Genomic DNA, 21,715 nt, shown 5'->3' with positions numbered 1-21,715 from the left:
ATCTCGAATCTCGAATCTCGCTCTATTCGTCTTCTTCAGCCATAAAGGCTTCAAGCAGATCATTCAGGAACAGCTTTCCTTTTTCAGTGATCTGCCAATGGCTGTCGGTTTCATTAAGATAACCGAGCTCTTTGGCCCACTCTATCGTTGGCTGAATTGAATCAAACTCTAACCCAGTCGTATCAATGAAGTCTTGTTTTGGACACGCTTCCATTAGCCTGAAGCGGTTCATGAAGAACTCGAAAGGGCGGTCCTCATTAGGTACTTCAAGTTCATCCGACAGATAGGGCTTCACCAGATTCTGATACGCGGCTAGGTAGCCTCTAGGGTGTTTAACCTTAGTGGTGCGAACAATACGTCCATCTGCAAAGCTCAGCTTGCCATGAGAGCCACAGCCAATACCTAGGTAGTCACCAAAGCGCCAGTAGTTGAGATTATGCTGACACTGATATCCCGGCTTGCTGTAGCCTGAAATTTCGTATTGTACATAACCTGCGTCTGCGAGCTTCTTATGGCCTAAGTCGAAGATATCCCAAAGGTCATCATCGTCAGGTAGCTTTGGTGTTTTGTAATAGAACATGGTGTTAGGTTCTATTGTTAGCTGATACCAAGATAAATGCGGAGGATTAAGCTCGATCGCTCTGTCCAAATCAGCCAAGGCCTGATCAATGCTTTGATCGGGTAAGCCGTGCATTAGATCTAGGTTGAAGCTATTTAGTCCGATTTTATGTGCTAAATGAGCTGCATTAACCGCTTCGTCTTGACCGTGAATACGTCCAAGCCTTTCCAGTTTCTCTTGTTCAAAACTTTGCACGCCCACCGAGATTCGAGTTATGCCTGCTTTTTGGTAACCAGCAAAACGCTCAGCTTCGATAGTTCCCGGATTAGCTTCCATGGTGATTTCTATTTCAGGTTTGAACGGAATGCGTTGTTCAATGCCTTGCAGCAATCGACCTATTCCTTCTGGAGAAAATAGACTCGGCGTGCCGCCACCAATAAAGATCGAATGCAATGGGCGAGGTGCGCCATTGAGTTGGTATTTTTCGATATCGGTATCGAGATCCTCAAGCAGAGCATCGATGTACTCTTTTTCAGGAATCTCGGCTTTGAGAGCGTGAGAGTTAAAATCACAATACGGACACTTTTGTACACACCATGGAATGTGGACATAGAGGCTGAGTGCGGGTGGTATTAGCGCTGCATTGTGCATTACAGAGCTTGCTCCTTGAGAGTCTTGAATAATGACGCGAGGGCTTTACCACGGTGTGACAGTTGCTTCTTACGTGACGATTCAAGTTCTGCTGAGGCGCAGTTATCTTCTGGTACAAAGAATACAGGATCGTAGCCAAAGCCATTTTCACCGTGTTCTTCAGTCAGAATGCGACCTTCCCATTTACCGTGACATACTAATGGAGTTGGATCGTTTTCGTGACGCATTAGCACCAATACACAGTGAAAACGAGCGGTACGCTTTTCAACATCGACACCTTGCATAGCATCTAACAGCTTTTCGATGTTTTGCTTATCAGTAGCCCCTTCACCTGAGTAACGCGCTGAGTAGATACCGGGTGCACCATTAAGGTAATCAACTTCTAAGCCAGAATCGTCAGCAATGGCTGGTAGCCCCGTCTCTTTCGCAGCGTGGCGAGCTTTGATGATGGCATTTTCAATGAAAGTCGTTCCTGTTTCTGCGACTTCTGAAACGTTAAATTCACTTTGCGCGACAACGTCGAAACCAAACTCAGACAGAATATCTGCCATCTCGCGAACTTTACCTTGGTTGCCTGTTGCTAAAACAATCTTACTCATGGGGATGTGGCTCTAATAAGTTAATGACTAGAAATGTGAGCTTTGAAGCTACTCTTCTATATAAAATTTTTGTGTGAAACGCAGTGGACCTGTGCCTTTCAAACCGGCGTTAACATCGATATTAAAAGTGATGTTCTCTTCGTGAGTGATAGGGAACTCAGCAAGGTAATAAATTGCATCACCTTCCTTTATTTCACGGAAGTTAAGCGTGCGAGTGTTACCTACTAGGTTTCGAGCTGTTCCCGTAATTTTAGCCGTTGTTGCAGGCTTGCCTAGAGAAGCGTTGTCTAGCACGCTGATGTTTAGAATCGCTGAGTATCCGTTTCGTTTCAGCTTATATTGCTTAGCGACCTGCGCAGTTAAAAACGTGGAATTGAAAGCCGAATAATGAACCTCGACATCCTTGATACTTTTAAACTGTCCTGCCGAACTTGGTAAGGCAACAAGAGCGGTGAGTAGTGCTGTTATCCATAAACGCATAATGACTCCAATAAATAGCAAAAAGCCATCATAGGATGGCTTTGACTTCAGTTGGGATTTGGCTTGGCGAGCATATTCGAACTTGCTTGTGCCTACCTAGCTCTCCCTTTTCTATCGTAATTTGCCCTTTAGCGACCTTAAATTGTTTCGCAAGGTATTTCGCTAAGTGAGCATTGGCTTTGCCATCAACCGGTGGTGCAGTAATGGCAATTTTCAGTTCCTCGCCGTGTAAGCCGACAATTTTATCTCGGCTTGCTTTGGGTTGGATATAGAGCCTAAGAAGAATATCGTCTTCCTCGGCCCAAACCGCTTTTGGCATCGTCAAAGTACCTGATGTTCGTACTTGAATTATAGCTGATACCAAATCGGGCCAATTAGGTCACCCATTAAGAAGTTCGCGAATTGCAGAACAATAAACAGTACCAGTACGCTTAAATCAAAACCGCCCATTGCTGGAAGAATACGACGAATTGGAGCCAGCATTGGTTCAGTCAGTTGATGGAACACGTATTCAATTGGGCTACGACCTTGGCTAACCCAGCTCAGGATTGCACGGATTAGCAGAACCCAGAAGATCAAACCACCAGCCGCTTTAAGCAGAGATAGCGCTCCAAATATCAGGAAGCTGATGTCAAATACAGCCGCACCGCCAGAGATAATCAGATTTAGAGCGACGAACTTAAGTACACATAGCACATAAGCGAAAACAACCGTCGCAAGATCAAGGCTGCCGATTGATGGAATTACTCGGCGTAGTGGTGCAACAACCGGTTGTGTCGCTTTTACGATAAATTGTGAGAATGGGTTGTAGAAATCTGCACGTGATGCTTGTAGCCAGATACGCAAGATCACAACCATGATGTAAAGATCAAAAACGGTCGAGATCAGAAAGCTCATCGAGTTCATATTGTTTCCTTTTTCGGATTTACTTGCCGCTTAGATATAACCCGAGCGACAAAATGCTTTTTTACTGTAATTAGTATTAAAACAGTTTTTCCATCTCTTCAGCTCGAGCAACCGCCGCTTGCATGGCTTTTGCTACGATGTCTGAAAGTTGATGGTCGTTAAACGTGCGCAGTGCTTCTGCGGTTGTGCCGCCTTTTGAAGTCACTTGTTCACGCAGTGTAGATAATTCTGTGTCTGGATTTGCAACCACCATCTCTGCCGCACCTAATGCCGACTGCTGCACTAATTTACGAGCGGTTTCCTGGTCGAAGCCTTGGTTGATTGCTTCGGCTTGCATCGCTTCCATAAATAGGAAGAAGTAAGCCGGAGCACTGCCCGCCGCCGCAATGATGTTATTAATCCCAGATTCTTGCTCAACCCAGCTAACTTCACCTACAGCTTGCATCAGCTGAGAAGCAAAGTCTTTATCATTTTGGCTGACCGTTGAATCGGCATAAAGACCGCTCATCCCTTTACCAAGCAGCGATGGCGTGTTTGGCATCACACGAACAAGGTTCAGCTGGCAGTTTAACATCTCATTGAGTCGATTCGCATTAATACCCGCTGCAATTGAGATAACCAGTTTGTTGCTGAAATCGATACCTTGTAAGGGTTTACATACATCAGCCATCATTTGTGGCTTCACCGATAGCACAATAACGTCTGCTTGCTCTGCTGCGGCAATATTATCGCTGGTGGTATTGATGCTGTACTCTTGCTCTAGCGGCAGCCTTCTGGTGTCTGAAGGTGCTGTAGCAGTAATCTTTTGCGCTGGGTAACCACTCGCGACTAAGCCCGCTACAATTGAGCGAACCATGTTTCCCGCCCCAATAAAGGCGATGTTCTTATGTTCCATATATAAAATCCTGAGCGTGTCGCTGCGCGGTTCAAGCGAAGCTGTATCAATACTTGTACTTGGTTACTTACTACGGTTATTCGCGTAATCACGAGCACCAAAGATGGCCGTTCCAATACGAACCATTGTGCTACCAGCCTCAACGGCTGCATCCATATCACCACTCATACCCATTGAAAGGGTATCGATGTCTGGATACTTCGCTGCGAGCTTTTGTTGAAGCTCTGCCAGTTGAGAAAATGCCTTAAGCTGAGATTGATAGTCAGATACGTTTGCGGGAATCGACATCAACCCTCTTAAAGTGAGGTTAGGGAGCGACGAAATCAACTCTGCGAGCGCAAAAACTGTTTCTTCTGACGTTCCTGATTTTGAATCTTCACCACTGGTGTTCACTTGAATGAGCACTTGTAGAGGTGGAAGCTCGTTTGGTCGCTGATCATGAAGCCTTTGTGCGATCTTATCGCGATCAACGGAATGCACCCATTGGAAGCTTTCCGCAATAGGGCGAGTTTTATTAGATTGGATTGGGCCAATAAAATGCCATTCTAAATTTAGGTTAGAATGTTGTTCTGAAAAGTGTTTTACTTTATCGACACCTTCTTGAACATAGTTTTCACCAAAGGCAACTTGACCTCCGAGTGCGGCTTCTAGAATCGCATCAATAGGTTTAGTTTTACTGACGGCTAAAAGTTGCACGGAGTCTGGAGCTCGTCCGCACTTTTGTTCAGCACTACGAATCTGTGAGGTGATTTGTTCGATATTTTGTTGAATACTACTCATAGCTGACTTTACTTAAGGGAAAATAAATGGATATCACTGAGTTACTAGATTTTAGTGTAAAGCATAACGCGTCAGATCTACATCTTTCTGCGGGTGTATCTCCAATGGTACGTATAGATGGTGAAGTAAGGAAGCTTGGAATCCCAGCTTTGAGTCATGCTGATGTGCATCGTTTAGTTTTTGAGATCATGGACGACTCACAGCGCGGTGAGTTTGAGGAAAAATTGGAAGTCGACTTCTCTTTTGAATTACCCAATGTTGGCCGATTCCGTGTTAATGCTTTTAACCAAGCCCGTGGGTGCGCAGCGGTCTTTCGAACCATCCCTGTAGAAATCCCAACGTTAGAGCAGTTGGGCGCACCTGATATTTTTGAAAAAATTGCCAATTATGAAAAAGGCTTAGTGCTGGTGACTGGCCCTACGGGGTCTGGTAAATCGACAACTTTGGCGGCGATGGTTGATTATGTAAACCGTAATCACAACAAACACATTTTGACCATTGAAGACCCAATTGAATTCGTTCACACCAATAATAAATGTCTGGTTAACCAGCGTGAAGTTCATCGTGATACGCACAGCTTTAAAGCGGCGCTACGCAGTGCGTTACGTGAAGACCCGGACGTAATTCTTGTAGGTGAGCTTCGTGACCAAGAGACGATCAGCTTAGCGTTAACGGCCGCAGAAACTGGTCACCTAGTTTTTGGTACTTTGCATACTAGCTCTGCAGCAAAAACCGTAGACCGTATTATCGATGTATTCCCGGGTAGCGACAAAGATATGGTTCGTTCGATGCTGTCTGAATCGTTACGTTCGGTGATTGCCCAGAAACTATTAAAGCGTGTCGGTGGTGGTCGTGTCGCTTGTCATGAAATCATGATGGCGACACCTGCAATCAGAAACTTGATTCGTGAAGATAAAGTCGCGCAGATGTACTCGATTATTCAAACGGGCGCGGCACATGGTATGCAGACCATGGAGCAAAACGCGAAACAACTGATGGCACAAGGCTTGGTTGACTCGGAAGAGGTCGAGAAAAAGATCGAAATTGAAACCTCAATGTTTTAATCAAGGTGAACAAAATGGAATTGAATCAAATTCTTGAAGGGATGCTCTCTCAAAAGGCGTCGGATCTTTATATCACTGTCGATGCGCCAATCCTTTTTCGTGTGGATGGTGAATTACGCCCCCAAGGAGAGAAGCTGAATGCGGCTCAGGTTGCTCAATTACTTGATGCGATGATGGATCAAGATCGACGAGATGAATACAAGCAAACGCGTGAGGCTAATTTTGCTATCGTTCGTAATTTTGGTCGTTTTCGTGTCAGTGCGTTCTTTCAGCGAGAGCTGCCAGGAGCAGTAATTCGTCGCATCGAGACTAACATCCCTACCTTTGAGCAATTAAAGCTTCCTTACGTACTACAAGACCTTTCAATCGCTAAGCGCGGGCTTGTGCTGGTGGTTGGTGCGACTGGCTCTGGTAAATCGACCTCGATGGCTGCGATGACAGGCTATCGCAATACCAATCGTTCAGGTCATATCTTGACGGTTGAAGACCCGATTGAATTCGTACACGAACATAAAAAGTGCATCGTGACTCAACGAGAGGTTGGACTCGACACCGAAAGCTATGAAGTCGCGCTTAAAAACTCGTTACGCCAAGCCCCTGATATGATTTTGATTGGCGAAATCCGTAGTCGTGAAACCATGGAATACGCGATGACCTTTGCTGAAACGGGTCACTTGTGTATGGCAACCCTGCATGCCAATAACGCTAACCAGGCGCTAGAGCGTATTCTTCACTTGGTGCCGAAAGAGCAGAAAGAACAGTTCCTGTTTGATCTGTCGATGAATCTGCGTGGTGTGGTCGCTCAGCAGTTAATACGCGATAAAAATGGCAATGGTCGTCATGGTGTCTTCGAAATTCTGCTAAATAGCCCTCGTATATCTGACTTGATTCGTCGTGGTGAGTTGCATGAGTTAAAAGCAACGATGGCCAAATCGAAAGAGATTGGTATGCAGACTTTTGACCAAGCTTTGTATGATTTAGTGGTTGCGGACAAGATTAGCGAGGATGATGCATTCCATAGTGCAGATTCTGCCAATGACTTGCGTTTAATGCTCAAGACCAAACGTGGCGATGATGACTACGAAACTGGTGCGTTGGCTGGTGTTAAGATTGATATGGGCTAAGTCACGGCTTTGTTGATAAACACAAAACCCGCTTCTGTGGCGGGTTTTATTCGTTTATAACTTAATACATGTTAGATGAGTGCATGTTGGAGCGATGGTTATCATATGAGTAACCGCGCTCCTTTTCTAATTTGATTTTTGACGGGTACTGTTGACCGTCGTAACCCGCGGAACCGCTTCCCATTGAGCTGCATGCCGTTATAGATAACGCTATGAATATTGTTAGAAAAATTTTCATATGAACTCCCAAGTTCTTTTCCTTTATCGCTCCTCCATTACGCAGTTAAAATGGCAAGGGATCATAAGCTTGCTCGAGTTTGCTAAATAAATAACTTAGCCATATTGTGCTTCAAACCAGCTCTCTAGAATTACAACGGCTGATTGATTATCGACGTTACCTTTACTTAGCGCTTTATAGCCGCCCATTTCAAAAAGGTCGGCCCTTGCTTCTGTCGTAGAAAGTCTTTCATCATGCAGTTCAACATCCACACCAAAGCGTCCTTTAAGACGGTTAGCGAATTTCTTCGCTCTGGGTGTAATAGCTGCTAGATCTTTACCATGAAGGTCGGTAGGAAGGCCAACCACAATCAGATTTGGCTGCCATTCCTTAATTTGCTTCTCGATATCGTCCCAGTTTGGGATGCCATCTTTGGCTTTAAAGGCTTTCAGGGGGCTTGCTGTGCCTGTGATTTCTTGTCCAATCGCACTGCCGATACTTTTTGTACCGTAGTCAAATGCCATAATTGTTCGTGACATGGGGCTTCCAAATTAATCTGTGTTTGAGTGTTTATTTTATTGAGCTGAGCTGAGCTGAGCTGAGCTGAGCTGGGTTGGTTTAGGCGTGGCCTGCGTCTGCTGAAAGCTGAGCGGCATTAATACCTAACATTTGTACCGCAACTTTCCAGCGGTCCGAGATCGGTGTGTCAAAGATGACCTTTGGATCGGCTTCAACGGTTAGCCATGAGTTCTCGGTCAGTTCTATCTCCAACTGGCCAGGCTCCCACCCAGAATAACCAAGTGCAACCAGATAATTGTTCGGTTCATCTTCAGTCCCTAACACCATCAAGATATCTTTTGATGTTGTTACTGAGATTTGATCCGTCATGTTGATGCTGGATTGATAACTGCCTTTGGGTTTATGCAAAATAAACCCACGATCTTCTGCAACTGGCCCACCATTAAGTACTGGCTTATCAAGGCTTGCTTGGTTGGATTTCGGCTGTTCAGAGTCAACCTCAACTTGCTTGAGCATGCTGCCGACAGTGACATCGATAGGAGCGTTGATCATCAAACCCATCGCACCTTCGTCATTGTGCTCACAAAGATAGATCACCGAATTTTGAAAGTATGGGTCTTTCATTCCGGGCATAGCGACCAGAAAGTGGTTCGTTAAATTCATAGAGCCTCCTGCCAGTGTGTTCCCAGTAAAGGAAAAAGAGCGGCGTAAAGCCGCTCATTGTTCTTTGCCTAGATATTTTTGTGTTTTCGAATAGCTAAGGCTTTCTTTAGTTTAGGCTATTTAGCGTTAACGCGACGCTCGATTGCATCCATTAATTTTCCCGTTACCGAAATATCAAAAGCAGCTTCAATTTCACGGATACAAGTAGGGCTTGTCACGTTGATTTCAGTCAGTTTGTCACCGATAACATCAAGTCCTACAAAGATTAAACCTTTCTCTTTTAATGCCGGTGCAACTGCTCTTGCGATAGCCCAGTCTGTTTCACTCAGCGGGCGAGCTTCACCTGTACCGCCAGCAGCAAGGTTACCTCGAGTTTCCCCTTTCGCAGGAATACGCGCTAGGCAGTAAGGCATTGGTTCACCGTCAACCACAAGAATGCGCTTATCACCATTGCTGATGTCTGGAACAAAGGTTTGTGCCATTGCGTAGTTTTGACCGTGGTTGGTCAGTGTTTCAATGATTACCGATACGTTAGGGTCGCCTTCCTTCACACGGAAGATTGACGCGCCACCCATGCCATCAAGTGGTTTTAGAATCACGTCACCGTGCTTCTCGCGGAATGCTTTAATTTTTTCAGCTTTACGAGTCACGATGGTGGTTGGTGTGAGTTCAGGGAACCATGCCGTGAACAACTTCTCGTTACAGTCACGTAAGCTTTGTGGCTTGTTTACGATCAGTGCGCCGTTCTCTTCAGCACGCTCAAGAATGTAAGTCGCGTAGATGTACTCAGTATCAAACGGAGGATCTTTACGCATCAGTACCGCATCTAAATCGGATAGCGCGATAGTCTGTTCTGATTTGAACTCGTACCAACCGTTTGGATCTTCTTTTAGTTCAACAACCTTAGTGTCAGCAATGGCTACGCCTTGATCTAAATGTAGATCATCCATTTCCATGTAATGGATTTCGTAACCACGACGCTGAGCTTCAAGCATCATGGCAAAGCTAGAGTCTTTTTTGATGTTAATGGATGAAATTGGATCCATTACGATGCCAAGTTTGATCATTTCTTTCTCCTAGCCTAGATCGCCAAAACGGACTTGTAAGGCAGTAATTGCGGTTAGAGCAGCAGTTTCGGTACGAAGTACACGTGGACCGAGTAGCGTCTCTTCAAATTTGTATTGTTCTGTCATGCCGATTTCTTCAGCGGACAGTCCGCCTTCAGGACCGATCAATAGGCGCACCTTACTGATGGGTTCTGGAAGGGTGTTAATTGAGTATTTTGCTCGAGGGTGCAGGTTTAGCTTCAACGCTTCACTCGGTTCGCTGCACCACTCTTCAAGCTGCATGATTGGGCGAATAACCGGAACCGTATTACGGCCAGATTGTTCACATGCTGCGATAGCAATCTTTTGCCACTGTGCGAGCTTTTTCTCGAAGCGTTTAGTATCAAGCTTAACGCCACAGCGCTCTGAAATAAGAGGGGTAATGGTGTTCACACCAAGCTCAACCGATTTCTGAATCGTGAATTCCATTTTGTCGCCACGTGAAATCACTTGGCCTAAATGTAAGTCTAACGGAGATTCGCTGCTGCGCTCGATACGTTCAGTAACATTAACTGTGACGTTCTTTTTTGATACTTCAGCAATTGTCGCAGGGAATTCAGCGCCACTGCCATCAAATAGAAGAACATCTTGACCTTCTTTCATACGAAGGACTCGACCAACATGACCCGCGGCATCTTCGTCTAAAGCGAGTGAACCTAACTGATGAATGCGTTCTGGGTGATGGATGCGAGGGATTCTCATGCTGGTAAACCTATAAATATGTTCATTTGGGTATTTTGTCTCTGCCTAACATGGATGCTTTTAGTTGAAAAAACAAGGGTAGCGCAAGAGTTTCAGGGGCAATTCTGAAACTCTTGTTTGAGATGGAGGCAATTGGAGATGTTGGTTGCCTGAGTCGTGTTATTTACAAGCAGGAAAAACAAACGGGTTGTGATTACCTTGGATCGCATAGATTCGCTCATCACGCGTACATTCCCACTTATCGACAGGGAATTGCTTGTTCCACGCCATCATCAGGTTAGTCTGCTGCTTAGATAGTTTGAAGCCGTACTCTTGGCTCATATAAAGATAAGTACGCGCGATAGAACCTTTTGCTCTGTCTGGCGGCATCACTTTGCGCTGCTTGAAGTTGACCTGCATTTCACATTGACCATAGCTAACGCCATCCATTCCATTCCACTGACTGAAATTGTAATTAGAGCGATCACCGTTAACCTCGCCAATGGCCGGAGTCAGATTATGAAGATCGGCTTCCATGGATTTGAATACTTTGTCGTTGCGAGTGCAGTTCTTACGTCCGCCATCTTGCCAGCACTGACGCTGGTGGCCGAATTGCCAAGCTGGAACCACGTGTTCCCACTCAATACGGGAAGCGCGCTTTTGCTGTTTTCTCACTTGATAACCACAGCCGTCGAGGTCGGGGATACCTTTCTTTTTGTCTTTCCAAGTGATGTCACAACCACAATAAAATGAAGTCGGGTGATCGAGATAAATCTTCACCGCTTCTTTTTTAGCTTTGGAGAACGAACTTGGTGGAGCGGCGAAAACGCTTTGGGTTACCAGTAGGCCAAATACTATTGATAGGTAAAAGGACATCGATAGGCCAAATACTTTTGGAGAGGTTTTTTGCATAGAAAAAGACTGATGAAAGTATGATAAACAACAGTCTAGCACTCAAATGTTAGTTCACTCTATTACATTTATTCGCGTTATCTTATGAGCTCAAGACTTAGCTCAATTGAAGGCCGGTAAAAGCTAAGGTTTGCTGGCATTGTTGGCAACGATACGTTGATTGGTTGCGGATGACTTTGTTGTGTCGTCTTATCGACAGGGGATAAGTGGTGCAATCACAGCGATACTCAAAAGTTTTGCCCTGCACTGAGGTGATTTCCAAGCTGTGTGTGGTTCTGGCCGGTACATTGAATACCTTTTCCATCACGTATTTCCACTCATTGCCGTGAGGCCTAACTCGTCCGAAGACCTGATATGTGATCAGATGTGCGAGTTCATGAGGTACGACTTCGCTAATAAAGGCGTCTTCATTTTCGCTGAATAGCACTTGGTTGAGTTTTATCTCGTTTAACTGGAGGTAGGCTTTTCCCGCTGCCTTTCCTCTTAACTTGTAAGTGACGGTTGGGCATGGAAATTCACGAGAAAAATGTTGATTAGCAATAGCTAGGCATTCGCCCAGTTTTTTATTTACTCGATGTTGTTGCGGGGTGTAAGACAAGCGTTGTTAACTCCAAAAAAAAGCCTCAGCGTTTAAGCTAAGGCCTCATCATAACATTGCTCATCGATCGTGAAACGATTTAAACATGATGTTTCTTTTTGATGACTTCGTGGTAAGCATGCCAGGTTCCGTAACCAAGTAATGGCATCGTTACAATCATACCCACACCGTAGGTCGCGAAGCCGACTAAGATACCAGTACCAATGATACCCGCCCAAACGACCATCGCAGGGATGTTTGATTTAACAGCGTTGAAGCTAGTAAAAATCGCACTCATTACATCTACACGTCTTTCCATCATTAGTGGAATTGAAAATGCTGAGATACTAAATATCAGGCTAGCGATAACAAAACCAATCACAGACCCTGTAATTAAGAAGGGAGCAAATTCGGTCAATGGTGCCCCTTGTACTGAAGGGTAAAGTGCGTGCAATAATGCAGCGATACGCATCCAGAATATCATCGCAACCATTAATACAATCGCAAACGCCCATTGGTGGGTTGAGTTGCGTGTGATGGCTTTCATCGAGTGAAGTAGGCTAGCGTTGTGCCCCTTTTCTCTTTCCCAGGCTGCGTCATATAAGCCTAGGGCAAGAAACGGCCCTATTAGCATGTACACAATCAAGCTTGGCATAACGACTAAATGTGTTCCTTGCCATTGGACAAGTTGAACAATGGCGATGGCCGCACCCATAAAGCACAAACCGTAAAATGCGCTGATTAATGGCATTCTCACTAAGTCGTGCAGAGCAAGCGACAACCAATGAAAGGGCGCTGAAATGCTCACCTGATAAGATGGTATTGTACGAGCGTATTCTGAGTCTTTGATTTCTTTTTGTTTATCGTCGAAGTCTTGTGTATTCAATGTACGAGGCATAGATCCTCCTTGATCAGTTTTCTACCTGCGCTGCAGTTAAATTGCAGCGAACGAAACTCGATGCCCGACTTGGCGACGTCTTTGATGTAAGCGCGCATCAGCTAAATAGTTCACGAAACAAAGTCTGATATTGATTTGTTCGTTAACATTATTTTAACTATTGACCGTGAAGCGGCAAATATCAACTTTTGACAGGCTGTTATTAGGGCGTGTTGACCTTTTATGGTTAAATTTTGTTCGAGATAAAAGCGTTTTAATCGCGGCGAGGGGGAAGTAGCCTAGTCATTCTAAGCAAATCTCCCTCAACAAAGAGTAAAATGCTTTTAGCCGAACCCTTCGGGCAGCGTTTGCTGGTCATTTCTACTACGTTATCGGCTTCTCATGTAGGCTAGCTACACATCAAAGTCTCTGCCTTGTATAAATACCCAGCAACTCGCTGCAAAAATCAGCTCGAAAGATCAACACGCCCTATTGAAAGCGTTCAAGGCGTATTTTTTCGCCCATACTTAATAAAGTGCTCCTTTGAATATTTTCGCTACCAAATCAGGGTTATACGGGAAGTACCAATGTGCATAAGAAGCGATGGTGCTTTGTTTTATCCAAACAGGATCGGTTGGCCTACCATATTGAGATTCAGGCTGAGTTAGTACGGTTTCTTTACTGTCTGTTTTTGAATAATGGAAAGTATGACCACGCAGCATTTGACCATTGAAATTAGCTTCTAGGATCCCTAGCGCGGCTAGCTTTTTCTGCATAGTCGCTTTGGCATTTAACGCGCCAACCATGTTTTCTGTTTGGCTTTCTGTATCAGTCAATGCTTTGTTGAGGTATAGCATGCCACCACATTCGGCTAGGCAAGGTTTTCCTTGTTCAATGTGTGTGATGATTTGCTGCTTCAACGCATGATTGAGCGCTAGCTTATCCTTATGTAATTCAGGATAACCTCCTGGTAAATACAAAGCGTCACACACTGGTAAATCATCATGTGCAAGCGGTGAGAAAAATGACAGTTTTGCCCCCAATTCGATCAACAAATCAAGGTTGGCTTGATACAAGAAAGCAAAGCTATTATCACGAGCTACTGCAATTGTATGACCAGTCAATGATTCATGTCTGGCTGGTAGTGCTTGCTTTGGTTTTTCAAATGCTTGTGCTGTTGGTAATGGGATATCACCATGTTCTAGTAGTAGCTTGGCTGCGTGATTAAGTCGCTCTTCTATGTCATCTAACTCTTGTGCTTGTACTAAACCTAAGTGGCGTTCTGGCAGCGACAAATCCATGTCTTTTGGTAACCAACCACAAAACTCGGTTTCAGGTTTTAGGCTTTCTTTTAGCATTTCAGCGTGACGTTCAGAACCTACGCGGTTTGCAACTACACCAAATACATCCACGTCATCACGGAATGTCGATAAGCCATTTACAATGGCTCCAAAGGTTTGTGCCATTGCGCCAGCATCGACAACAGCTAACATCGGAAGGTTAAATTTAGCGGCAATATCAGCACTTGAGCATTTGCCATCAAACATACCCATTACGCCTTCAATTAGAATCACATCCGCTTCTAGGGCTGCTTGATAAATTAAGTGTTGGCATTCCGCTTCACCACACATCCACAAATCCAATTGGTAAGTGGGTGTATCTGATGCAATAGATAGAAATTGTGGATCAATAAAATCAGGCCCAGTTTTGAATACTCGAACTTTCTTTCCTTGTTGAACCAAAGCTCTTGCTAGAGCGGCGACCACGGTTGTTTTTCCGCTTCCAGAAGAAGGTGCGCCTACCACTAGGGCAGAACAATAAGCTGTAGACATAATTATTCCTTGAGTTGTTCGAGTGCGCGAGTGAGCGCTTGCCATTGTGATTCGTTGGCGGGTAACCCGAAACGAAGTGCATCGTTTTCATCACAATGACGAGTAAAAACCCCTAACTTGGCGAGCTGATGGTGCCATGATGCCGAATCTGAAATTTCAACTCGGTGAAAGAGTATCTGTGATGTTATTTTTACCGAGCCCGCCATTTGGCCAAAATGTAGTTGTAAGAGTTGGTTCATACGCTGAGCCTCTTCATGTAGGCGTTGGCGGTTTTTCTTTTGCCAATTGGAGTTGAGTAAGGCATGTGTGGTGACATAGCGAGTTGGGCCACTGAGTGTCCAAGGTCCAAGGTGTTGTTTAAGAATATTTAAACGCAATGGCGAGGCAAAACAAAAGCCTGCGCGAATCCCTGCCAGCCCAAAAAATTTACCCACTGATCGCAGGACTATTAGATTGTCAGGTACTCCTGTTGGGAAACTTGGTAACACTGAAAGCTCAGGAGTACAGTCTACAAACGCTTCATCAATCACGAGCGTTGAATGATCTTGGATATGATTTAGCCAAGTCAGTACTTCACTTGGTGGCACATTCAGTGCGGTTGGATTATTGGGATTAATCACTACGACCACGTCTGCCGTTTTCAGCTGTTCGATTGTCGGTTTGTGTAGGTAAAAGTCGAATATGACGGCTTGTATGCTTTGTTCTGCGTACTGCTGCCACGCATGTTGATGTTCTTTGTAACCCGTATGAGGCAATAGGATGTACGTCAATGTTGGCTGTGTCTTTGCAATCATATGAGGTAGCGATTGAATGGCTGCCTGACTGCCAGCTACGGGTAACAAGGCATCACTTTGATAGTAGGTTTGCGCGGCTGTGATTAAGCCATCATCGTCTTCTGGTAGCCGATTCCATACCGATGCAGGGATTTCAGGTATAGGGTAGTGGTGCGGGCTTACTCCAGTTGAAAGGTCGACCCATTGTTCGATTGGCCTTTGATAGCGCAATGAAAACTCGATTAACTTACCACCGTGATGCGGAAGTTCGTTTGAGGTTGAGTGTTGTTTAATCGTCATTAGCGTACTTAAAGTAAAGAGTTAAAATAGACATGAAATCAAAATAAACAAAGAGTTAAAAGAGAAAGCAGTAGCATTACGATGGCCCAAAGCACACTGGTTTTTTGGACCAAAGATATGGCTCGTGGAATATCTTCTAAAGTCGCAATATTACCTTTTCCCATCGGACGTTTTTTCACAAGTTTTCCGTGGTAATACGTATCGCCACCTATGATGATTTGTAGTGCGCCGGCACCTGATGTCATTACGGGGCCACCGTTTGGACTCGAGCAATGTTTAGCTTGTTCTTTCCAGCATTTCAGAGCCAACTTAGTGTTGCCTAAAAGGCTGTAGCTAAGTGCGGTTAAGCGCGCAGGTGCCCAGCCCATCACATCATCTACTTTTGCTGCCACATAGCCAAATTCTAGCCAGCGTTCATTTTTGTAGCCCCACATCGCATCAAGTGTGTTCACTAATCGGAACAGTAATGCCCCTGGAGCCCCAAGCAGTGCAAACCAAAATAGAGTGCCGAAGATCGCATCGTTACCATTCTCTAATACCGACTCAATCGTCGATGACGTGATCTGGCGTTGATCCATGGTTTCAGTATTACGGCTAACGATCCAACCAACTTTCTCTCGCGCTAAATCAAGATCACCTTGGCTCAGCGGCTGGTGGATCCACTGGGCGTGCTCAAGCAGGCTACGTTGACCTATCGCGATATACAGAACCACGATATTAAATAGCCAAAAGCCTAATGTGTTCCCCATGCTTAGTAGCGTATGTTGTAGCCAAAAGCTGAGTAAGCACAATGGAACAGTCGCAGCTATCCATGCGATCAAACCTGAGAATTTAGTGGCTCGGTTTAACAGCTTCTCGATTTTCTCAACCGCATAGCCAAAACCGATCAAAGGGTGAAATCGTTTAGGCTCACCTAGTAAGTGATCAAGCATCAAAGCTGCGATCATCATTAGCGCGATCGCTAAACTTGAATAACCAAAATTTAAATCAAAAAAGATCATCATATCTGCCAAATAATGCTGCTGACTGGATAGTGAAAATGAATAAACGCATAAACCAATCAACAGCTAATGAGCGAGGTTAGTCTGCGCTCTTATCGTCTTCCAATGTTCCACTTTCAACTACACCCTCTTCAACGACACGTGCTTTTCGGCAAGCGTGTGAGAAGGTCGGATCGTAGAGTTTAGAGTCAACAAAATCATTGTCGCCTAGCACTTTACTGACGATGATCATCGCGGTGGAGCGAATCCCTTCATCATGCATAACTTGGGCGATCGTACCCAATGTAGCACGGAATATTCGCTGTTCAGGGTGACTGGCTTTTTCAACGACAGCCACTGGCCAATCTTGCGGGTAAACATCTGATAATTCACGAACCACTTTACGAATTAATGTTGCGCTAAGAAATAAACACAGTGTTGCTTCGTGAGAGGCAAGGGCGCGTAGATTCTCTTTTTCAGGAACAGGCGTTCGACCTGATGCTCGGCTAAGAATAATGGTCTGGCACTTTTCAGGTAGCGTCAGTTCTTGGCCAAGAGCTGCGGCACTCGCTTGGAAAGAGGAGACGCCCGGAACCACTTTCCAATCAATGCCAAGTTCGTTCAAGCGACGTGTTTGTTCTGCAAGCGACGAGTAAATTGAAAGATCGCCAGTTTGAACGCGTGCAACGTTTTGACCTTTTTCGTGTGCGGTTAGGTACACATTGGTTAGATCATCAAGATCCATGTCAGCGGAGTTATAGACCAGTGCATCAGGGTGAGCGCGATCGATGACGGCTTTTGGCACTAAACTGCCTGCGTAAACAATCACAGGGCACTCTTCAACTAAGCGTGCGCCTTTCACTGTGATTAAATCTGGGTCACCCGGCCCTGCGCCGATAAAAAATACCGTCATACTAGTTTGCCTCTTCCGTCACTGATTCTGGTTTAGGTTCAACTTTTAATGAATGGCCACGTTTTTGACCTTCTAGTACCTTGCCGTCTTTCAGTTGATATTTATTGGTGTAGCCACGCGGTGTTACGATCCAATCACCAAATCGGTAGCTGTTGCTGTTACCTATCACGACCGCGGCGTTCATACCAAATTCCACTTTGGTAAATTCAGCCAGTGTTGTCAGTGTGACTTTTTGCTCATCACGATACGCAGCATTCACGATAGCAACGGGAGTATTTGGGTCACGATGTTCCAAAAGGATTTCACGTGCAGTTTCAATGTGCTGAGTTCTCTTTTTAGAGCGAGGGTTGTAGAAGGTAATCGCAAAATCAGCCATTGCCGCGGCTTCAATCCGCTTGGTAATCACTTCCCAAGGCGTTAATAAGTCAGACAGAGAAATGGTACAACTATCGTGACCAAGAGGTGCACCAACTAAAGAAGCACAGGCGTTAGCCGCGGTGATGCCCGGAATAATATCCAGTTCAACTTGTGCGTTTAATTCTGCGTTTTGTTCCAATAATTCAAGCACTAAAGGCGCCATCGCGTACATGCCAGAATCCCCAGAACATACCAATACGACTTCTCGACCTTTTGCTGCTTCTTCTACTGCGGCTTGAGCGCGGTCCCATTCGCGAGTCATACCACTTTGAATGACTTCTTGAGTGTCGATTAGTGTGCTGATTGATTCTACATACGGCTTGTAGCCTGCAACGACATCTGCATTCTTTACCGCTTGTTGCGCTGCGGGTGTGACTAGGTCTATTGCGCCAGGCCCTAAGCCTACCAGTGTTAGTTTTGCCATGATTATTTATCTTCCTCTGGTGCACCTAAACGAATTAAGCCTTCTTTAATTTGCTTATCGATAATCTGTAACAGTTCTGGCATATCGAGCATGCAGAACTTGTCACCTTGGATTGGCTCTGCCACTTGAACGTCAGCGTCTTCTGCCAGCATCTCTTTAATTTCTTTAAGATCGTTGATGAAGTGGTTACCCGATACAAGCAGTAGTGGAACTAGATTAAGAAGCGGTCGACCTTGGCCTGTATATTGCTCTTTAATGCGGCGAACCATTTCATTTTTCACTAACTTAAATGGCCATGCGCCTTCGAGCGAGCAAGTGAAGTTGCGTTGCGATAATTTGCCGAGTAGATCATCACAGTAATGGACCGATTGGTGACCTGGGTTATCTAGCATAGGCGCACCGTGGTGAACGAACACGTTGAAATGATCTTGTGGAGCAAAACGATCATGGAGAGCCGAAAGCAAATTGGTCGTTAATTGGCTGTGATGCATGATCGCTGGTGTTTGTTCAATGCGCGCCAATGAGAATTGCTTGAAGCCATCAACTATTGATGTCATGTAGCGATGTTCATCGGTAGGGAATAGGTACACTGAAACGATCAAAATACGTTCGTAACCTTGTGTGTCTAGATCGGCGAGTACCTGAGGTAGGCTGAAACATGGCGTGTCTTTACGAGCCAGCTTCTTGATCACCATCTTTGAGCTGGTGGCGATACGCACTGGCACATCTGGGTAACTTTGACGTACGCGCTCTGCGAGAGTTTCATAACGTTGTTGTTCTACAACGCTACCAAAGCAGCTCAGTACAATGGCTGTGCCTTGGTTATAATGACGAAGTCGTTTCATAATTGTCGCTGTCCTTATCAAATCTATATCACAAGATAAACGGGTTATCTCATGTTGGTAATGAGGTTAAAGTGAGCTTTGAAACATCATGTTCATAGCTTGCAAAGTATTTGGCCTACTATGTTCCTAAAGCTCAGTGATACCTAAAGTTCAGTGGTTCTTAAAACTAAGCGGTTTCTAAAGCTCAGTAGTGCCGTCTGCATTTTCAATTGGTGCGATAAACTTAGGATCTAAATAAGCTTTTAATGATTTCCGTTCGACTAAATTTGTGAACAAATCTTTCCAGTCTTGCTCGGTAAATTCTTCGATACCTCGAACCCAAAGCCCGTTGTTAACAGGTGTTTCATGTTCTAGTAAACGTTCGTAAATCACCATTGCGGCGCGGTTTCTGCAGGTGCCCGCACAGTGTGTACGGCTTATCTTGATGCGCTGTTCACCGTCGGAAAAATTGAGCGTTTTAAGTACCTGTCTAAGATCGTGTGCAAGGTTTTTACTGCCTTCTTTCGCGCAGCGGCCACCTTCACATAGCAATACGTGATGGCGGTGGTAGAGCATCGGGCGGTTTAAATCGACATGCTTAGGCTTACACTGAAAACCATCTACCACTTCATTACCGTGAAGGTTGATTTTGACGTTTTCATCTAGCCAGTTTTTCCACTTCTTCTTGGCGAGGGGTTCATCGTATTCGATGCGAGTACAAGACAAAGTCATGTTGAAACCGTCTTGTTTGAACTTCCACTTAGGTACCAATAGTTGATCTCGCTTAGCGTGCTTTAGCGCGGCCGCTTCAGAAACCGATGATACGCCTGTGACTTTCTTGACGTATTCTGATGGGTTTTCAATCCCTTCAACGCCGTCGAGTTGCTCGGCTGAATAAGTGTGGAAAGGAATTTGGCTTTCAGACGAGAGTTCTAAAATACCTTTTTCATCTGCTTTTAAAGCGATACTGGCGAAAGCTGAAACACTGGCTTTTGCTAGGTTATATTCAGTCAGGAAAACATCGATACCTGCTTTCAATACATGCAAAGGAGTATTGCGGTCACAACCTATTCCAAGTACAAGCGATTTTGGTCGCCACAGTACGGTTTTATTTTTTAAGTCGGCGTAACCTTTTGGTTGTGCTTCATCTGAAATCAGAACTAAACCATCCCAATCATCAGTACTGATTTGAGAAAGGTCTGTATCGCTTAGTGCTGGGTGGGTAATGATGTGTCTTGGCATGGAACGTTTGTTCTGCCACCAGTTCTGTTCGCCAGCGTGCTGCACGATTAGAATGCGTTTTTCATTTACAACTGCTGCACTGGTGGCGGTGATCGCGGGTTCGCATTGTGGATCAAGTGTCCAACCAAATGGCGATCCGAGCATATCAACCGACAAACTGCCGGCAGCGTCAGAAGCGGTGGTGATTACAGGAGTCGCGTTGAGTGCTTGTGAGACTTGTAACGCGATCCCATTTGCGCCACCGCGATGACCAGATAGCATAGGGATCACGAATTGGCCGTGATCGTCAATGCAGATCACGCCGGGGTCGGTGCGTTTGTCTTCTAGCAAAGGGCCGATCATTCGGCTGACAATACCCGCAGCAAAAAAGCAGATATGGTGATCATATTGCTTAAATTGAGGAGGAAGAAAACCAGAAAGCGGCAGGGTTAACTCATCGGCTTCTGGGTATTCTTCTTGTCCAACTGGTGCAATAAAGACATCAGCAAACGGAAACGTTTTAGCTAAGCGTTTGGCTTGCCTTGCTCCGTGTAGCGTGATGGCATAAATGGCGATTTTCATTACGCTTTACCGGCAATAGTTTTATCGATGCTATCTTTACCACTATCAGCTTTACCACCATCAAGAACGGCACATTTCTTTGATTCATTAGTACCACGTAGTACGCCACGACGAGCGCGAACTGAAAGCTGAACCATAGAGAAGTAGCGGTTTTCATTCGGTACATCGCGTAGGTCAGAGTAAAGCTCTTGTTTTTCTGTGGTGGCATGCGACACGTAGGTTGCACAATCCAACATGTCCATCGACTCAAGTTGAGTGATCAGCTTGGGGATAACGCGACCTGCTTTGATTAACATGATGGTGTCAAAATCTTCGACTAGCTTTTCTAAACACTCGATACCCCATGTCGCAGGTACAACACAAAAACGCTCCTGACCGTCAGCAAGTGGAATTTTTGTTTGTGATGGAATAGCGGTAACTGAAGTGATACCCGGAATGATCACCGGATCAAGTTCAGGAAGTAGCTCTGTCAGTTCTTCTTGGATGTATGCCCATGTGCTGTAAACCGATGGATCACCTTCGGTTGCAAATGCCACGTCTTTACCTTGCTTTAATAGTTCAACAATTGTGACGGCGGCTTTACGCCATGCAGGAACGTTGATGCTTGGGTCACGCGTCATTGGGAAGTGCAAAAATAGGTATTCGCCTTTCATGCTTTCAGGGCTAACAGAACCCGCTGCAATTTGTTGAGCAAAAGAGTGGTTACTGCCCGCGTCTTTTTCTGGAAACGCGACAATGTCGACGGTGCTGAGTAGTCGGTGAGCTTTAAGTGTTAATAATTCTGGGTCTCCAGTGCCGACACCAATTACGTACATAGTTCCTAATTTCATCTGTGCTTT

General features: G+C 45.1%; 24 protein-coding genes. 2 read left to right on the top strand and 22 right to left on the bottom strand.

The genetic code is table 11. The annotated features are described in order from the left end of the window. Window positions 1-22 precede the first annotated feature (22 nt). The 7 genes from hemW to AB4513_RS01185 all read right to left on the bottom strand — a co-directional run bounded on the left by hemW (window position 23) and on the right by AB4513_RS01185 (window position 4,870). Window positions 23-1,210, bottom strand: a complete 1,188-nt coding sequence (gene hemW, locus AB4513_RS01215; RefSeq protein WP_017101448.1) for a radical SAM family heme chaperone HemW — start codon at window positions 1,208-1,210, stop codon at window positions 23-25. Further along, window positions 1,210-1,809 carry an XTP/dITP diphosphatase gene (locus AB4513_RS01210; protein WP_017080776.1) on the bottom strand — a complete coding sequence of 200 codons (600 nt, stop codon included), beginning with the start codon at window positions 1,807-1,809 and terminating at the stop codon, window positions 1,210-1,212. The genes hemW and AB4513_RS01210 overlap by 1 nt, the downstream gene beginning before the upstream one ends. A 48-nt stretch (window positions 1,810-1,857) precedes the next feature. Further along, on the bottom strand, window positions 1,858-2,289 hold the full coding sequence (locus tag AB4513_RS01205) for a DUF4426 domain-containing protein (RefSeq protein WP_017101446.1): 432 nt from the start codon (window positions 2,287-2,289) through the stop codon (window positions 1,858-1,860). Between the two features lie 28 nt (window positions 2,290-2,317). Next, on the bottom strand, window positions 2,318-2,608 hold the full coding sequence (gene yggU, locus AB4513_RS01200) for a DUF167 family protein YggU (RefSeq protein WP_017101445.1): 291 nt from the start codon (window positions 2,606-2,608) through the stop codon (window positions 2,318-2,320). Between the two features lie 29 nt (window positions 2,609-2,637). Then, window positions 2,638-3,195 (bottom strand): YggT family protein, encoded by a 558-nt coding sequence (locus AB4513_RS01195; RefSeq protein ID WP_012604836.1) that lies wholly within the window; start codon window positions 3,193-3,195, stop codon window positions 2,638-2,640. A 76-nt stretch (window positions 3,196-3,271) separates the two neighbouring features. After that, entirely contained in the window at window positions 3,272-4,090 is an 819-nt protein-coding gene (proC, locus tag AB4513_RS01190; RefSeq protein ID WP_102258155.1) for a pyrroline-5-carboxylate reductase, read from the bottom strand. 63 nt (window positions 4,091-4,153) lie between these two features. Continuing rightward, window positions 4,154-4,870, bottom strand: coding sequence for a YggS family pyridoxal phosphate-dependent enzyme (locus tag AB4513_RS01185; RefSeq protein WP_012604834.1), 717 nt, complete (start codon window positions 4,868-4,870; stop codon window positions 4,154-4,156). A gap of 26 nt (window positions 4,871-4,896) precedes the next feature. Between AB4513_RS01185 and AB4513_RS01180 the strand changes: the two genes are divergently transcribed. Both AB4513_RS01180 and AB4513_RS01175 read left to right on the top strand, forming a co-directional pair. After that, window positions 4,897-5,934 carry a type IV pilus twitching motility protein PilT gene (locus AB4513_RS01180; RefSeq protein ID WP_012604833.1) on the top strand — a complete coding sequence of 346 codons (1,038 nt, stop codon included), beginning with the start codon at window positions 4,897-4,899 and terminating at the stop codon, window positions 5,932-5,934. 14 nt (window positions 5,935-5,948) lie between these two features. Then, entirely contained in the window at window positions 5,949-7,058 is a 1,110-nt protein-coding gene (locus AB4513_RS01175) for a PilT/PilU family type 4a pilus ATPase (RefSeq protein WP_102258156.1), read from the top strand. A gap of 333 nt (window positions 7,059-7,391) precedes the next feature. Here AB4513_RS01175 and ruvX read toward each other — a convergent pair whose 3' ends face one another. The 15 genes from ruvX to cobI all read right to left on the bottom strand — a co-directional run bounded on the left by ruvX (window position 7,392) and on the right by cobI (window position 21,706). Then, the gene (ruvX, locus tag AB4513_RS01170) at window positions 7,392-7,814 is read right to left on the bottom strand and encodes a Holliday junction resolvase RuvX (protein ID WP_009847698.1); all 423 of its coding nucleotides are present in this window, start codon (window positions 7,812-7,814) and stop codon (window positions 7,392-7,394) included. A 79-nt stretch (window positions 7,815-7,893) separates the two neighbouring features. Further along, window positions 7,894-8,457, bottom strand: a complete 564-nt coding sequence (locus tag AB4513_RS01165; RefSeq protein ID WP_009847697.1) for a YqgE/AlgH family protein — start codon at window positions 8,455-8,457, stop codon at window positions 7,894-7,896. A 116-nt stretch (window positions 8,458-8,573) separates the two neighbouring features. Continuing rightward, a complete protein-coding gene (gshB, locus tag AB4513_RS01160; protein ID WP_102258157.1) occupies window positions 8,574-9,524 on the bottom strand; it encodes a glutathione synthase in 951 nt (316 codons plus the stop codon). Between the two features lie 9 nt (window positions 9,525-9,533). Beyond that, on the bottom strand, window positions 9,534-10,265 hold the full coding sequence (gene rsmE / locus AB4513_RS01155; RefSeq protein WP_017091302.1) for a 16S rRNA (uracil(1498)-N(3))-methyltransferase: 732 nt from the start codon (window positions 10,263-10,265) through the stop codon (window positions 9,534-9,536). 159 nt (window positions 10,266-10,424) lie between these two features. Continuing rightward, window positions 10,425-11,156 carry an endonuclease gene (locus AB4513_RS01150; RefSeq protein WP_102258158.1) on the bottom strand — a complete coding sequence of 244 codons (732 nt, stop codon included), beginning with the start codon at window positions 11,154-11,156 and terminating at the stop codon, window positions 10,425-10,427. 97 nt (window positions 11,157-11,253) lie between these two features. Then, complete coding sequence (locus tag AB4513_RS01145) at window positions 11,254-11,754, bottom strand: SprT family zinc-dependent metalloprotease (protein ID WP_017103292.1); 501 nt, start codon at window positions 11,752-11,754, stop codon at window positions 11,254-11,256. A 79-nt stretch (window positions 11,755-11,833) separates the two neighbouring features. Continuing rightward, the gene (locus AB4513_RS01140; RefSeq protein ID WP_102258159.1) at window positions 11,834-12,631 is read right to left on the bottom strand and encodes a DUF2189 domain-containing protein; all 798 of its coding nucleotides are present in this window, start codon (window positions 12,629-12,631) and stop codon (window positions 11,834-11,836) included. Window positions 12,632-13,137: 506 nt separating this feature from the next. Next, window positions 13,138-14,442 (bottom strand): cobyrinate a,c-diamide synthase, encoded by a 1,305-nt coding sequence (locus AB4513_RS01135; protein WP_102258160.1) that lies wholly within the window; start codon window positions 14,440-14,442, stop codon window positions 13,138-13,140. A gap of 2 nt (window positions 14,443-14,444) precedes the next feature. Beyond that, entirely contained in the window at window positions 14,445-15,515 is a 1,071-nt protein-coding gene (locus tag AB4513_RS01130) for a threonine-phosphate decarboxylase (protein WP_102258161.1), read from the bottom strand. 38 nt (window positions 15,516-15,553) lie between these two features. Next, entirely contained in the window at window positions 15,554-16,519 is a 966-nt protein-coding gene (gene cbiB, locus AB4513_RS01125) for an adenosylcobinamide-phosphate synthase CbiB (RefSeq protein WP_012604821.1), read from the bottom strand. 76 nt (window positions 16,520-16,595) lie between these two features. Further along, window positions 16,596-17,408, bottom strand: a complete 813-nt coding sequence (cobM, locus tag AB4513_RS01120) for a precorrin-4 C(11)-methyltransferase (RefSeq protein WP_102258162.1) — start codon at window positions 17,406-17,408, stop codon at window positions 16,596-16,598. Between the two features lies 1 nt (window position 17,409). Further along, a complete protein-coding gene (gene cobJ / locus AB4513_RS01115) occupies window positions 17,410-18,249 on the bottom strand; it encodes a precorrin-3B C(17)-methyltransferase (protein WP_017097272.1) in 840 nt (279 codons plus the stop codon). A gap of 2 nt (window positions 18,250-18,251) precedes the next feature. Further along, a complete protein-coding gene (locus tag AB4513_RS01110; RefSeq protein WP_102258163.1) occupies window positions 18,252-19,094 on the bottom strand; it encodes a sirohydrochlorin cobaltochelatase in 843 nt (280 codons plus the stop codon). A gap of 177 nt (window positions 19,095-19,271) precedes the next feature. After that, entirely contained in the window at window positions 19,272-20,876 is a 1,605-nt protein-coding gene (locus AB4513_RS01105; protein ID WP_102258164.1) for a cobalamin biosynthesis protein, read from the bottom strand. After that, entirely contained in the window at window positions 20,876-21,706 is an 831-nt protein-coding gene (gene cobI, locus AB4513_RS01100; protein WP_102258165.1) for a precorrin-2 C(20)-methyltransferase, read from the bottom strand. Before cobI ends, AB4513_RS01105 begins: the two co-directional genes overlap by 1 nt. Window positions 21,707-21,715: the final 9 nt, after the last annotated feature.

Origin of the sequence: Vibrio sp. 10N.222.54.E6 (assembly GCF_041473955.1) — a bacterium.
Taxonomy (GTDB): domain Bacteria; phylum Pseudomonadota; class Gammaproteobacteria; order Enterobacterales; family Vibrionaceae; genus Vibrio; species Vibrio tasmaniensis_A.
This window is presented reverse-complemented; position numbering and strand designations above follow the sequence as displayed.